Origin of the sequence: Bacillus sp. HSf4, assembly GCF_029537375.1 — a bacterium.
GTDB lineage: Bacteria > Bacillota > Bacilli > Bacillales > Bacillaceae > Bacillus > Bacillus sonorensis_A.
Window position 1 is genome coordinate 2,036,859 of sequence record NZ_CP120679.1, and the last position, 13,130, is coordinate 2,049,988.

The 13,130-nt window shown below is 42.5% G+C and carries 21 protein-coding genes; 13 read left to right on the forward strand and 8 right to left on the reverse strand.

Annotated elements, in window-relative coordinates; all coding sequences use genetic code 11:
• Nucleotides 1–164: 164 nt before the first annotated feature.
• A complete protein-coding gene (sirA, locus tag P3X63_RS10435) occupies nucleotides 165–605 on the forward strand; it encodes a sporulation inhibitor of replication protein SirA (RefSeq protein WP_026587237.1) in 441 nt (146 codons plus the stop codon).
• 85 nt (nucleotides 606–690) lie between these two features.
• A complete protein-coding gene (locus P3X63_RS10440; protein WP_026587238.1) occupies nucleotides 691–909 on the forward strand; it encodes a YneF family protein in 219 nt (72 codons plus the stop codon).
• An 80-nt stretch (nucleotides 910–989) separates the two neighbouring features.
• Here P3X63_RS10440 and P3X63_RS10445 read toward each other — a convergent pair whose 3' ends face one another.
• Nucleotides 990–1,157 carry an aspartyl-phosphate phosphatase Spo0E family protein gene (locus P3X63_RS10445; RefSeq protein ID WP_026587239.1) on the reverse strand — a complete coding sequence of 56 codons (168 nt, stop codon included), beginning with the start codon at nucleotides 1,155–1,157 and terminating at the stop codon, nucleotides 990–992.
• Between the two features lie 242 nt (nucleotides 1,158–1,399).
• On the opposite strand from P3X63_RS10445, the gene P3X63_RS10450 reads away from it, so the two are divergent.
• The 3 genes from P3X63_RS10450 (at nucleotide 1,400) to P3X63_RS10460 (ending at nucleotide 3,134) form a co-directional block, all read left to right on the forward strand.
• On the forward strand, nucleotides 1,400–2,107 hold the full coding sequence (locus tag P3X63_RS10450; protein ID WP_277692823.1) for a cytochrome c biogenesis protein CcdA: 708 nt from the start codon (nucleotides 1,400–1,402) through the stop codon (nucleotides 2,105–2,107).
• 83 nt (nucleotides 2,108–2,190) lie between these two features.
• Nucleotides 2,191–2,556, forward strand: coding sequence for a response regulator (locus P3X63_RS10455; RefSeq protein WP_026587241.1), 366 nt, complete (start codon nucleotides 2,191–2,193; stop codon nucleotides 2,554–2,556).
• An 83-nt stretch (nucleotides 2,557–2,639) separates the two neighbouring features.
• Entirely contained in the window at nucleotides 2,640–3,134 is a 495-nt protein-coding gene (locus P3X63_RS10460) for a CcdC family protein (protein WP_142246118.1), read from the forward strand.
• Nucleotides 3,135–3,170: 36 nt separating this feature from the next.
• Here the strand turns inward: P3X63_RS10460 and P3X63_RS10465 are convergent, their stop codons facing one another.
• From P3X63_RS10465 to sspO, 4 genes are all read right to left on the reverse strand, one after another.
• On the reverse strand, nucleotides 3,171–3,599 hold the full coding sequence (locus P3X63_RS10465) for a DUF2621 family protein (RefSeq protein ID WP_277692824.1): 429 nt from the start codon (nucleotides 3,597–3,599) through the stop codon (nucleotides 3,171–3,173).
• Nucleotides 3,600–3,849: 250 nt separating this feature from the next.
• Entirely contained in the window at nucleotides 3,850–4,221 is a 372-nt protein-coding gene (locus P3X63_RS10470) for an Hsp20/alpha crystallin family protein (protein WP_077736716.1), read from the reverse strand.
• Between the two features lie 131 nt (nucleotides 4,222–4,352).
• Complete coding sequence (locus P3X63_RS10475) at nucleotides 4,353–4,499, reverse strand: small acid-soluble spore protein P (RefSeq protein ID WP_026587245.1); 147 nt, start codon at nucleotides 4,497–4,499, stop codon at nucleotides 4,353–4,355.
• A gap of 29 nt (nucleotides 4,500–4,528) precedes the next feature.
• A complete protein-coding gene (gene sspO / locus P3X63_RS10480) occupies nucleotides 4,529–4,675 on the reverse strand; it encodes a small acid-soluble spore protein SspO (protein WP_026587246.1) in 147 nt (48 codons plus the stop codon).
• A gap of 234 nt (nucleotides 4,676–4,909) precedes the next feature.
• Here sspO and acnA point away from each other — a divergent pair, with 234 nt between their 5' ends.
• The 7 genes from acnA to P3X63_RS10515 all read left to right on the forward strand — a co-directional run bounded on the left by acnA (nucleotide 4,910) and on the right by P3X63_RS10515 (nucleotide 9,729).
• Nucleotides 4,910–7,636: an aconitate hydratase AcnA gene (acnA, locus tag P3X63_RS10485; RefSeq protein ID WP_077736715.1), complete on the forward strand. Its 2,727-nt coding sequence runs from the start codon at nucleotides 4,910–4,912 to the stop codon at nucleotides 7,634–7,636.
• 75 nt (nucleotides 7,637–7,711) lie between these two features.
• Nucleotides 7,712–8,218 carry a peroxiredoxin family protein gene (locus P3X63_RS10490; protein WP_077736714.1) on the forward strand — a complete coding sequence of 169 codons (507 nt, stop codon included), beginning with the start codon at nucleotides 7,712–7,714 and terminating at the stop codon, nucleotides 8,216–8,218.
• A gap of 71 nt (nucleotides 8,219–8,289) precedes the next feature.
• Nucleotides 8,290–8,415 (forward strand): FbpB family small basic protein, encoded by a 126-nt coding sequence (locus P3X63_RS10495; protein ID WP_077736713.1) that lies wholly within the window; start codon nucleotides 8,290–8,292, stop codon nucleotides 8,413–8,415.
• Between the two features lie 65 nt (nucleotides 8,416–8,480).
• Nucleotides 8,481–8,624: an acid-soluble spore protein N gene (locus P3X63_RS10500; RefSeq protein WP_006637039.1), complete on the forward strand. Its 144-nt coding sequence runs from the start codon at nucleotides 8,481–8,483 to the stop codon at nucleotides 8,622–8,624.
• 28 nt (nucleotides 8,625–8,652) lie between these two features.
• Complete coding sequence (gene tlp / locus P3X63_RS10505) at nucleotides 8,653–8,889, forward strand: small acid-soluble spore protein Tlp (RefSeq protein WP_026587250.1); 237 nt, start codon at nucleotides 8,653–8,655, stop codon at nucleotides 8,887–8,889.
• Between the two features lie 114 nt (nucleotides 8,890–9,003).
• On the forward strand, nucleotides 9,004–9,420 hold the full coding sequence (locus tag P3X63_RS10510) for a YbgC/FadM family acyl-CoA thioesterase (protein ID WP_026587251.1): 417 nt from the start codon (nucleotides 9,004–9,006) through the stop codon (nucleotides 9,418–9,420).
• A complete protein-coding gene (locus P3X63_RS10515) occupies nucleotides 9,421–9,729 on the forward strand; it encodes a hypothetical protein (protein WP_026587252.1) in 309 nt (102 codons plus the stop codon).
• Between the two features lie 125 nt (nucleotides 9,730–9,854).
• Here P3X63_RS10515 and P3X63_RS10520 read toward each other — a convergent pair whose 3' ends face one another.
• The 3 genes from P3X63_RS10520 to plsY form a co-directional block, all read right to left on the reverse strand.
• Nucleotides 9,855–11,207: an IS1182 family transposase gene (locus tag P3X63_RS10520; RefSeq protein ID WP_179115646.1), complete on the reverse strand. Its 1,353-nt coding sequence runs from the start codon at nucleotides 11,205–11,207 to the stop codon at nucleotides 9,855–9,857.
• A gap of 124 nt (nucleotides 11,208–11,331) precedes the next feature.
• Nucleotides 11,332–11,619, reverse strand: coding sequence for a HesB/YadR/YfhF family protein (locus tag P3X63_RS10525; protein WP_077736712.1), 288 nt, complete (start codon nucleotides 11,617–11,619; stop codon nucleotides 11,332–11,334).
• 84 nt (nucleotides 11,620–11,703) lie between these two features.
• On the reverse strand, nucleotides 11,704–12,297 hold the full coding sequence (gene plsY, locus P3X63_RS10530) for a glycerol-3-phosphate 1-O-acyltransferase PlsY (RefSeq protein WP_026587254.1): 594 nt from the start codon (nucleotides 12,295–12,297) through the stop codon (nucleotides 11,704–11,706).
• Between the two features lie 179 nt (nucleotides 12,298–12,476).
• Between plsY and P3X63_RS10535 the strand changes: the two genes are divergently transcribed.
• A complete protein-coding gene (locus P3X63_RS10535) occupies nucleotides 12,477–12,890 on the forward strand; it encodes a CoA-binding protein (protein WP_026587255.1) in 414 nt (137 codons plus the stop codon).
• Nucleotides 12,891–13,130 lie beyond the last annotated feature (240 nt).

The following is a 13,130-nucleotide window of genomic DNA, read 5'->3' on the forward strand; positions in this document are numbered from 1 at the left end:
TATCAACAATCTAAGAGAATGATCTTTGAATCATTCTCTTTTTTTCGTTTCGACAAAATTAGTCGCTTCTTTTATCACCATCAGACAATTATTTCTATTCCCCTTTTGTATAATTGAAAGCATACATTCATCAGAATCGATATCCTAAGGGGGATGAGACAGTGATGGAACGTCATTATTATACGTATCTGATAGAAGAGGAATTTGCCAGTCATTATTTTGGAAGAGAATCTGTCATGTTCAAGCTTTTTTACGATTACCATTGGACAAGCCCCGAAAACAAAAAGTCTCAATTAGCGGCCAGACAAATCGAATATATTACGAAGCCGATTCCGGTTGCCCATATACACAACAGGCTGAAAACGAACCTGAACCGTGAGGATTACACACAGGTAGACTGCATATACAGATTATACGTTCCAAAGGGAAGCGCTTCTTTCATTATCAAAGACCGCTATATCGAAATTTTAGCAAACGGGCAATTTGATGCGGAAACCGTCTTCTTTGAAGTCTTGCGGAAGGTAAGTCCTTGTTTTCTTGCGATGGACTTCGGCATGGAGCGGTACGGCTGGCTGAACCCTGTGAAAGAAAGAAATTTTGTATAAAAAAAAGAATTTAGAGTGTAAATGTTGTATAATAGCGTTTGGTTTAGTACACTTTATTACGAGACAACATGAAGGAGGAAATTAAATGGATTTATGGGTTGTCATCCTAGTGGGCATTTTGGCATTGCTCGCAGGTGTTGCACTCGGATTTTTTATTGCTCGTAAATATATGATGAACTATCTGAAAAAAAATCCGCCAATTAATGAACAAATGTTACGCATGATGATGATGCAGATGGGAATGAAACCATCCCAAAAGAAAATCAACCAAATGATGAAAGCCATGGAAAATCAAACGAAATAATACGAATGCGATTATGACATAGAAGGAACATGGTTATAAATAAAAAACCCGTTTTCTGGGTTTTTTATTTTGATTTATGATTATTGTGTGCTGCCGCCGAGAGATCGTTTTTGATATTCCAAGAGAAGGATGTCCAGCTGCTGGCTGTGCTGTAACGTGACATGGGAGGTCATGCCGTTTGTCATGACGATTTTCACCAGCTCTTTTCTTTTTTCCTCAATTTCATGAAGCAGGTTCTCTTTCATCACAGGAATTTATCCTTTCTTCTGTAAAAATCATCTTTTTGTTGCCTACTAAATGCTATTATATCCATATATAGGTTTCTTTTCAATTGTGAAGGTGATAAGGGGAAATTGTCAAAATTGATTATATAAAGAAATTCGGGAAACCAACACCTTTTTTGGTGATATGTAAGGAAATTGAAATGCCATTGTCATAACCGATGATTTTTCTTCATATCATCCCAAAAAATAGAAGGGAGAAAGAGAGAATGACGGATATTAATTATATTCTGGCTTTCGGCGCCGGATTTCTATCTTTTATTTCACCCTGTTGTCTTCCGCTGTATCCGGCTTTTTTATCCTACATTACAGGCGTCAGTATGAGTGAAATCAATTCGGACAGACTGCTGCTTCAAAAGAGAAGCCTGCTGCACACGGTTTTTTTCCTGATCGGCTTTTCGATTATCTTTATCGCCTTAGGCTACAGCACATCGCTGATCGGCACGTTTTTTAAGGATTACCACAATCTCATCAGACAGCTCGGAGCGATCTTCATTATCTTTTTCGGGTTTGTCACTTTAGGTGTTTTTAAACCCGAATTTCTAATGAAGGAAAGGCGCCTCCAATTGAAAAGCCGGCCGGGGGGTTTGCTCGGGTCTGTCGGGATCGGAATGGCGTTTGCTGCAGGCTGGACGCCGTGCACCGGGCCGATTTTAGCGGCGGTCATTGCACTGGCGGGGACCAATCCGATGTCCGCTGTCCCGTATATGCTGCTGTATGCGCTTGGGTTCAGCCTGCCGTTTCTGCTGCTGTCTTTTTTCATTTCCAAGATGAAATGGTTCCGGAAACATCAGCTGCTGATCATGAAAATCGGCGGCGCTGTCATGATTTTAGTCGGCATCCTCCTGTTCTTTGACTGGATGACGAAGATCATTATCGTTCTATCAGGGCTGTTTGGTGATTTCAAAGGTTTTTAAAAACTTTTGATCTGCTCTGTTCAGTTTTTTGTTAAAATAGAACTTATTCACAGCTAAATTGAATCGTGATGTTGGAGGGGAGTATGGCAAGGGTTTTAATTGTTGATGATGCAAAATTTATGAGAGATAAATTGAGGGAAATACTTGAAACGGAGAATGTTCAAGTCGCAGGGGAAGCCGAGAATGGTGAAGAGGCCGTCTCCTTATATCAAAAGCTGAAACCGGATTTGGTGATCATGGATATTACAATGCCAGTGAAAAACGGGATAGAGGCTTTAAAGGAAATGATTGCGGCCGATCCAAAGGTGAAGGTCATCATGTGCACGGCTATGCGCCAGCAGCGGATCGTCGTCGAGGCAATTGAAGCCGGAGCCAAAGACTTTATCGTCAAGCCATTTGAAGAAACCAAGGTGGTTGAAGCGGTTCGGATCGTTCTCGGAAACGCATAAACAGAAGCAAAAACCCGGAAGAATGGTTTTTTTCTCCGTTTTAGAGTATAGTAACATATAGAGAAAATTCGCTGAATAAAGGGATGATACGTATGATGATTATCATTTCATCTATACTTGCCGTTGTGATGGCCGTCATTGTCATGGCTGTCAGAATTAAGTCATCGGAAAAACCGGCTACGGCAAAAAAAATTATACTGCCGCCGATCTTTATGAGCACCGGCGCCTTAATGTTTCTATTTCCGGCGTTCCATGTGACTGGAGCAGAATTTTTAGAAGCGATTACGGTCGGAATGATCTTTTCCATTTTCTTGATTAAAACATCAAAATTTGAAATTAAAGATGATAAAATTTACATTAAACGTTCGAAATCTTTTGTGTTTATTTTAATCGCTCTTCTCATCATTCGCATCGTGATGAAGAGTATATTGAGCACAACGATTGATTATGGAGCTTTGAGCGGAATGTTTTGGATTCTGGCTTTTGGAATGATTGTTCCTTGGCGAATCGCCATGTATCTCTCTTTCAGAAAGCTTTCCAATCAGCTTGATGCGTCAAATCATATTCAGGTGAATTAAAACAAAACCTTTCCATCATTCCGGAAAGGTTTTGTTTTATTTAAAAAGCTCCTGGTATGGGGAGTGGTCAATGTTTTTTTCTCTCAGGCGCTTGAGGAGAAATTTATGATCTTTTTTCGGCGTGGCTATAATGTAGCCCCTGACGATTAAATCCTGATCGATTGTGCGGGCTTTTTCCTGTAGTGCCAGCTCGCCGATCTTTCCGGCTATTTTGGCTTTGGCTGTGTCGCGAAACAGCTCGGGAACGGGAGAAACAAGCTCTTCTAGCAAAGCTTTTTCTTCTTCTTTCCATAAATGCTTAGTCTGTTCGATATAATAATCCTGCCAGTCAAGCTCTGATTTTCCATCCTCTTTCGGAAGGCGCTTCAAAAATTTGCGGAACATGAAAAAGCCGCCGATGGATAAAAGGACGATCATGATCATGATCCAAGCGATTATCAGCCATAAAAACCATCCTTCCAGCATCTCTCATCACTCCTTTGTCTACAGACTATTGTACATGAAGCCGTATTAGAAGAACATAGAAAAAATAATATGAAATGGTAAGGACATTCACCTGGTCAAAAGAGATGCTAGAACATATTCTATCGTATAGCAATTCTCTATTCGGCCATGGAGAAATGCTAGAGGATATTTGACGAATGAACGGAAAAAACCCGGGTATTGGCTTATGACTGCAAGCTTTTACCCGGGTTTCTCGTTAAGGCTTTAAGAATTACAGGAAAGGAATGTTGAGAGAAACAGAAGCTTCATCTTGATTAGCTTCCTTGTTTATTTTAACGGAAAGGATTTTATTTTGGCATTTGGTTTCAATCTGTTTGTCATTCAGAAAAAAAGGAAGCATCAGCGTTTTTTCGTAATGCTGTTCATCGGTTCTCACTTTCAGCTTGAAATCATAGCCCGAAAATGTCATGTGCAGATGTTCGCAATTTAAATGGGATAAATCTGCTTCAATTATATAGTCGGTGCTCGTCTCGTATAAATCAATCGGAATTGTCTCGTCATAAAGGGCAAAAGGATCATCAAAAAACTGCTTCATCCATTCCTCGTCGAACTCCGGGTAATCGGACCGTTTGGCATTTGTCATTGAAGCATTCCTCCATACCTTTAGCCTTACGATAAGTTATGCAAGGCTTTGAAGACGTGTGAAGAGATTCCGCTGACAGGAAGGGGGGGCAATGAGAAAAACCTGCGTCAAAGAACGCAGGCTCCAATGCTTTACATATCGTGATTTGAATTATGCTTTTGTCTTGTATGGTTTCGGTTTTTCACTTTTTTGCTTCCGCTTAAGGGTTCAGGCTGTCCAGGCTGAGCACCCTTCGGCGCATTTTTGCGCATATCTTTGCCATCATTTTTATTTGTCAAAGTTAAGCCCTCCTTATTGTCAAGCAGGATTATTGATTCGTTTTGCGTTTTTTGTTGTTTTGACGTTCCGCTTCTGTAAGAATGTGTTGATCATCTTCGATATAGCCCGCTCCATTCCCTTGGCGCTTCGCATTGTTCATTCCGTTTATCACATGATTTGCTTTTTGTTTTGCCAATCTCGATCACCTCAGACTGTAGTATATCCCCGGTCAGTGAGTTGTATAAAAAAATGTATTTCCAGTAAAATAAACTTTTTTTCGTGCATAAGCCATTCTTATTGAATTTAATAAAAACATTGATATTTACTTATGTTTAAAATTGTTTTAAGATTAAATTGTGAGAAAATTGTGGTGAAATATGCCGGATTTTCAGGCGTATGATCTTGATCTTTAAAGGGGGATTTTGGAGAAATGGCGAAACAGCAACAAGTCGCAAAAAAAGACGCTTTTCAATCAAGAAAAACGTTTACTGTACAAGGCAAAACGTACAGCTATTATTCTTTAAAAGCATTAGAGGATCAAGGAATCGGAAAAGTGTCAAAGCTGCCTTATTCCATTAAAGTCCTGCTGGAATCCGTACTTCGTCAAGTCGACGGAAGAGTCATTACAGAGGAGCATGTCGAAAATTTGGCAAAATGGGGCACTGCTGAATTAAAAGATATCGATGTTCCTTTTAAACCTTCCCGAGTTATTTTGCAGGATTTCACCGGTGTTCCTGCCGTCGTCGACCTTGCTTCATTAAGAAAAGCGATGGCTTCAGTCGGCGGTGATCCAGATAAAATCAATCCTGAAATTCCGGTTGACCTTGTCATCGACCACTCCGTACAGGTTGATAAAGCCGGAACAGAAGATGCGCTGACCGTTAACATGGACCTTGAATTCCAACGAAACGCAGAGCGTTATAAATTTTTAAGCTGGGCAAAGAAAGCGTTTAATAACTACCAGGCTGTTCCGCCTGCAACCGGAATTGTCCACCAGGTAAACCTTGAGTATTTGGCTAATGTCGTTCATGCCGTTGAAGAAGACGGCGAGATCGTCACATATCCGGATACGCTTGTCGGAACAGACTCTCATACAACGATGATCAACGGCATCGGCGTTCTCGGCTGGGGTGTCGGAGGAATTGAAGCTGAAGCGGGAATGCTCGGACAGCCTTCTTACTTCCCGGTTCCGGAAGTCATCGGCGCCAAGCTTGTCGGAAAGCTTCCGAACGGGACGACAGCGACAGACCTTGCGCTGAAAGTGACACAGGTGCTTCGCGAAAAAGGCGTTGTCGGCAAATTTGTTGAATTCTTCGGACCTGGTGTTGCCGAGCTTCCACTGGCCGACCGGGCGACAATCGCCAACATGGCTCCGGAATACGGTGCGACTTGCGGCTTCTTCCCTGTAGATGAAGAAGCATTGGAATACATGCGCTTAACAGGCCGTGATGATGAGCAAATCGCGGTTGTCAAAGAATATTGCCGTCAAAACGGACTGTTCTACACGCCTGATCAGGATGATCCTGTATTTACGGATATCGTTGAAATCGACTTGTCAAAAGTTGAAGCGAATCTTTCCGGACCGAAGCGTCCACAGGACTTGATTCCGCTGACGGAAATGAAAGATACGTTCCATAAGCATTTGACAAGCCCTGCAGGCAACCAGGGATTTGGCATGGACGCCTCCGAAGCTGACAAAGAAATCAAGTTTAAACTTGAAAACGGCGAAGAAGCGGTTATGAAAACAGGTGCGATCGCGATCGCTGCCATTACAAGCTGTACGAACACATCAAATCCGTATGTCTTGATCGGAGCAGGTCTCGTCGCGAAAAAAGCGGTGGAACTGGGCTTGAAAGTGCCGAACTATGTGAAAACATCACTGGCGCCGGGTTCCAAAGTCGTAACAGGCTACCTGGTCAATTCCGGACTGCTTCCATATATGCGCAAGCTTGGCTTCAACATTGTCGGCTACGGATGTACCACTTGTATCGGAAACTCCGGCCCGCTTGCGCCTGAAATCGAAAAAGCGGTTGCTGAAAACGATCTCCTGATTACGTCTGTCCTTTCAGGAAACCGTAACTTTGAAGGCCGGATTCACCCGCTTGTTAAAGGAAACTATCTGGCGTCTCCGCCGCTTGTCGTTGCATATGCATTGGCTGGTACGGTCGACATCGACTTGAAAAACGAACCGATCGGTGTCGGCAAAGACGGACAAAACGTATACTTTAACGACATTTGGCCGTCTATGGACGAAATCAACTCCGTCGTGAAGCAAACGGTGACACCTGAGCTGTTCAGAAAAGAATACGAGCGCGTCTTTGATGACAACGAGCGCTGGAATGCGATCGAAACAACAGATGAAGCTCTTTATAAATGGGATGAGGAGTCAACTTACATCCAAAATCCGCCGTTCTTTGAGAACATGTCGGTGGAGCCTGGAACCGTTGAACCGTTAAAAGGCTTGCGCGTTGTCGGCAAATTCGGAGATTCTGTCACAACAGACCATATTTCTCCAGCGGGAGCGATCGGCAAAGATACACCGGCCGGAAAATATCTTCAGGAAAAAGGCGTTTCTCCAAGAGACTTCAACTCATACGGTTCAAGACGCGGAAATCATGAAGTCATGATGAGAGGAACATTCGCCAACATCAGAATCAAGAACCAAATCGCTCCTGACACAGAAGGCGGCTATACAACCTACTGGCCAACCGGAGAGGTCATGTCGATCTATGATGCCTGCATGAAATACAAAGAAAACGGCACAGGCCTCATCGTCATTGCCGGAAAAGACTACGGAATGGGATCTTCACGTGACTGGGCGGCCAAAGGGACCAACCTGCTCGGCATTAAAACGGTCATTGCCGAAAGCTTTGAACGGATTCACAGAAGCAACCTTGTGCTGATGGGTGTTCTTCCGCTGCAATTCAAAGAAGGAGAAAACGCCGAAACGCTGGGCTTGACTGGCAAAGAAACGATTGAAGTCGACGTCAGCGAATCCGTCCGTCCTCGCGATCTTGTTCAAGTGAGAGCGATTGGCGAAGATGGCACAGTCAAATCGTTTGAAGCCGTTGTCCGTTTTGACAGCGAAGTGGAAATCGACTACTACCGCCACGGCGGAATTCTGCAAATGGTGCTTCGCGATAAAATGAAACAGTAGATATCCGGGGAAGAGAGCGCACCTTAGCGCTTCTCTTCTTTTTGTCAGTAAAACGCGGAAATGTGGAGGATGTCGATGGTTAAAAAAACGCTTGCTGTACTGATCCTGCTTGTCTTGGCCGGTGCTGCCATCTGGAATTTCACAATGCAAAAAAAAGCGGAAATCGGGATTGAAAAAGGGGATCAAGCACCGGATTTTACACTTCCATCGTTAAAAGGCGAAAAAAACGTCTCATTGTCCGATTTCAAGGGTCGGAAAGTGATCCTCAATTTTTGGGCGACATGGTGCAAACCTTGTCAGACGGAAATGCCTGCGATGGAAGAGCTTCAAAACGAACATCAAGACATCACCGTTTTAGCCGTCAATTTCACATCAGCCGAGAAAAACCGCGAGACGGTTGAATCATTTGCCGAAAAGCTTGGCTTAACGTTTCCGATCGTTCTAGATCGAGAGGGCATCAATGCCAAGTACGAGATTTTTTCCTATCCGACGACCTACATTATTGATGAAAACGGCATCATCCAAGACATCGTTTTAGGAACCATGACAAAAAAAATAATGAAAGAAAAGCTGGGTTTATAAAAAATCCCGGCTTTTTTTGCTTATATTGGGCTAAAAATGGCGAAAATGAATACAAGCTGGAGGTGATTCTGATGAAAAAAACAAAACGTCGGACATTTGAAGAACTTGTCTCAGAAAATAAGAAGGAGCTTTTAAGCAACCAGGAGTTCCTCGATCGGCTGGAGGACAGGCTTGAAGAGAAATTCAAGCTGAAGTGACGATAGAAAACGTTCATGTTTTTTCTTCTTTTTGAGAATCCTAATTCTTAAAAGGAGGGATGGACATGCCGAGAGAGCATGACAAACAGGCGAAATTTGCCCCGAGCCACCTCGGGACAAAGCCGGTTGAATACAAGCGGAACAAAGGCAAAAAAATGCATGATAAATCGGGAGAAACGCCGATTATTATGCAGACAAAAGGCGAATAATGTTGGAAAAGGAGGCGTATACAGCATGATGGAAAAACAGCAGCATCATCCGGATGACAGATCAGACAACGTGGAAAAGCTTCAAGACATGGTACAGAATACGATTGAAAACATCGAGGAATCCGAAGAACAGCTGTCTTTTGCAAGCGGTGAAGAGAAGCAGCAAATCCGTGAGAAAAACGAACGCCGAAATGAAAGCATTGAAGCTATGCGCAATGAAATTCATGACGAGGCTAAAAGCCAAAAACAAGAATATGATCAATAAACCAGGGCAACCTGGTTTTTTTGCACGGCTCATACATAAGCCGCCTGCCGTGTGTTTGGTTATACCTTATGCTAAAATAGAGTTATACATTGCTGATAAGGGAGTAGAAGGAATTTGTACGTCTCAAAAAAAGAAATAGAAGTACGCTATGCTGAAACAGATCAAATGGGTATTGTGTATCACGCCAACTACCTGATTTGGATGGAGGTGGGCCGGACGGCTTTAATAAAAGAACTCGGTTTTTCCTATGCCGAAATGGAAAAAGACGGTGTGCTTTCTCCTGTCGTGGATGTCAATGTCCGCTACGTCAAACCGCTGCGCTATGGAGAAACCGCGATGGTACATACATGGATTGAAGATTACAATGGATTTAAAACGGTCTATGGGTATGAGATTTTAAACTCTGCCGGAGAAACGGCTGTGAAAGGAACGTCTTCCCATATTTGCGTCGACCAGGACAGCTTCAAGCCGCTTCAATTCCGTAAACTTTATCCAAAATGGCATCAGGCGTACGAAGAGGCGAAAAAATAAATGGCCTTTGGAATCACCAGGCGCGAGCTGAACAAATGGAAACAAGCGGTATTAAACGGGGAAATCGCCTTTCTGACGCATTATTGGATCGATGACAGGTTTCCTGAGGCCCGCACCGTGACAAAAGCGGGCTGCCAAAACATTGAAAAGCTTGCCGCATGGGGCAAAAAGTACGGTTTGAAAGAAGAGTGGATTCACAAAAGAGGCGAATTTCCCCATTTTGATTTGCTGGGGAAAAAGCAAATCGACATTTTAAAAAAAGAACAGCTCTTCAGCCATATCGAACGCTTTCGGCTTGAAAAACGATAAAAAAAGAACGCATTTAAGCGTTCAGCTTGTAGAGAAACCCATGTTTTTCTACAAGCTTTTTGTTTTAAATAGGTTTTGATATGTTTTTCTTCTTACAAAGAAACAGAAAAAGGCCTCCCACACTCCTAGCCTAGCTTCGCTAGGTGTGTGGCAATCTTCTTCATATTCTGGCAGGTAGCTGTGAGGAGAACTTGTTCCGTCACATTCCGTTTTCCCCTCAACCGGCAGTAGCGAAGCCCATGCAGCTGTTTTGAATCTGCAAAGCTTCGCTCTATTTTTTCTTTTCTTTTTTTGTAGAGGTTTTTTCCTGAGGCAGTCAAACGATTTTCCCTGACCTTTTCTTTATGATCCTCCCATATGTGTCTTGAAACGACCTTCTGATGGTTTTTAGATCGTGTACAGCTCTCAAGCAGAGGACATGAAGCGCATTTTTCAGGATTTGATTTATAAAACCTGTAGCCTTTTCGATCGGTTGTGGAGTAAAAAAGTGTTTGTCCGTTTGGACAAATGTACTGATCTTTTTCATTGTCGTATTGAAACTTCCATTTAGGAAACAAACCTTTTTTAGGATGAAAGCGTCTGTGGGCAATGACGCCAAAAATATGGCGGTCGGAAAGCCCTTTACAGATTGGTGTTGTTAAATAGCCGGAATCCAGAGCGACGGCTTCAACTTGAAAACCAAATCGTCCGATTTGGTGATCTAAACGATCAAGATAAGGTGCAGAATCATGGACATTGCCAGGTGTTACATAGACATCGGTGATGATATTGTATTTCATATCCGTTGTTCGATGATCCAAATAGAAAAAACCTTCAGGTTTATTTTCACGGTAAAGATAGCCGCTTTCGGGATCGGTGGTACTGTGGCGAATTTCTTTTTTAGCTTTCACCTCCTCTTTGGCTTTTAAAGACTTTTTTCCGTGCGCCTCTCGATCTTCTTGCACGGCTTCATCCAAGTCCTTTATATAGTTTTGTGTATCCTGTTCAATTGTTTTCCTCGTATATTTATGCTTGTTGGCGTTGGCTTTGAGATGGGTTGAATCGGTAAAAAGGACACGCCCGCCAACCATTTCGTGATTGATGGCTTGAAGGACAATTTCATCAAAAATATCTTGGAAAATGGTTGTATCTTTGAAACGAGTGCGTCGGTTCCAACTGATCGTTGAATGATGAGGAACTGGATCATTGATATTTAATCCTAAAAACCATCTGTAGGCCATATTGTAGTAAATTTCTTTTTCGAGCTGTCTTTCTGAACGGATACCGTACAGGTATCCGATAAACATCATTTTGAATAAAATCAATGGATCGAGAGATGGCCGGCCATTATTCTCACTGTAGTAAGGCTTAACCTTTTCAATAATGAACGAGAAATCTATGTATTTGTCAATTTTGCGTAGCAGATGATCCTCTTCAACAAGTTGATCAAGCAATACGAATTCGGCTTCGTTTTGAGAAGAATTTCTGGTGTAGAACATTAGCAAAACACCTTCCTTTTAAGTCCTTTTCTTTATTATAAAATGAAGAAATGGATGATTTAAGGAAAAAATAAAAGACTGTCGAGATTTTCTCGACAGTCTGACGCATTTAAGCGTTCTTTTTTTACTGATATTCAAAAACCGGTTCTTCAGATGATTCATTGTACGTGACGAGCAAATCGTGGCCGTCGAAATACCAGACATCGCTTTCTTCGATAAAAAACGTAATCCCATCTGCTTCTGCGCTCGCCCCGATTTGCTGAGGCTCATCTTTTGAAACACCGAGGGAGAAGCCTTTTTGAACATTGCTGCAACCGCCGTAACGGACAAAGAAGCGAACCTGATCCCCTTTTTTCAAATCAAGCTCGTCCTTATACCAAATCAGCGCATCTTCATTAATTTTCAAATTCACGAGCAAGCACTCTCCTTTATCATTCATTTCAAATATGTGCTGCCTTTATAGTATATAATGATTGAACCGATTGATGAAAGGCATCTACCTTTTACCGGACATCCATTTTATTTTCGGTTCGGTTTTATCGATAATCCGCTTAATGTTCATTCTGTGTCTGTATATGACAAACACCGTAAGAACGACGACGACCGCCACCAAAAAGAGGTCTTTTGTGAACAGGCTGTAGATGGTGGTATACAGGCCGGTTAAAATGGATGAAAGCGATACATACTTTGTCATATACAAAAACAGGAAAAACACAGCGACCATGGTAAGAAACAATAGAGGCTGATAGCACAATAATACGCCTCCTGAGGTAGCGACAGCTTTTCCGCCTTTAAACTTTGCGAAAACAGGGAACATGTGCCCGATCACCGCGGCCACTCCCGCAAATAAAGGGTGAACGCCGACGTGCAGGATGGCCGGCAAAAAAGCGGCAAGCGTCCCTTTTAAGATATCCGCGGCGATGACAATCGAGCCCGCTTTAACGCCGAGCGTCCTGAATGCGTTGGTGGCTCCGAGATTGCCGCTGCCGTGTTCTCTGATATCAATTCCTTTGGCAGCTTTTCCGACAATCAAGCCGGACGGAATGCTGCCGAGTAGATAGGCTAACAAAAATAATAAAGCAATAAACATTTCATTTCTCCTTTTTAGATGATCCCTTCTCTTTATTTTAACATGAGAGGCACCTTCTCTGAGGATTTTTATTGGTATGTACCCGTATATATCATACAGGATAATGCGATGCAATCATATGAAAATTTTGATTGCGGCGATTGTTTTCGTGTAAACTAATAAATAAAGGAGTGAGCGGTATGGAAAACCCATCTAAACAGGAAATTAAAAAGATTCTTGAAAACAGCAAGCGAATCGCGGTCGTCGGCCTCTCAAACAATCCGGAGAGAACGTCGTACATGGTTTCAAAAGCGATGCAGGAAGCGGGCTATGATATTATCCCCGTCAATCCGACTATCGATGAAGCGCTCGGAGTGAAGGCTGTGGCGTCTTTAAAGGATATTGAAGGACATGTGGATATCGTTAATGTGTTTAGAAGATCTGAGCATCTTTTAGATGTCGCTGAGGAGTTTTTGGAGATCGATGCCGACGTGTTTTGGGCGCAGCAGGGACTTGTCAATGAAGACGCATATCAGCTGCTGAGTGAAAAGGGCTATACAGTCGTTATGGATTTGTGCATAAAAGTGGCCCATGCGCTGACCAAATCGGCATAAAAAAGACAAAAATCCTTGAAAAAACAAGGGTTTTTGTCTTTTTTATACGAGATTATGTTTGCGATTTATTGTGAAACAGATACAATAAGTCTTGGACAGTTTTTTTAAGAATGATTTTCCAAATACTTTTAAACAGCCTTGTATTGTGCCGAAAGATTCGTGTAAAATGACGTCTGTCATTCAATCGGCTAAAGGTTAACGAAATCATGACAAATCTTTGAAGCGGTCGAAAGAAAATCG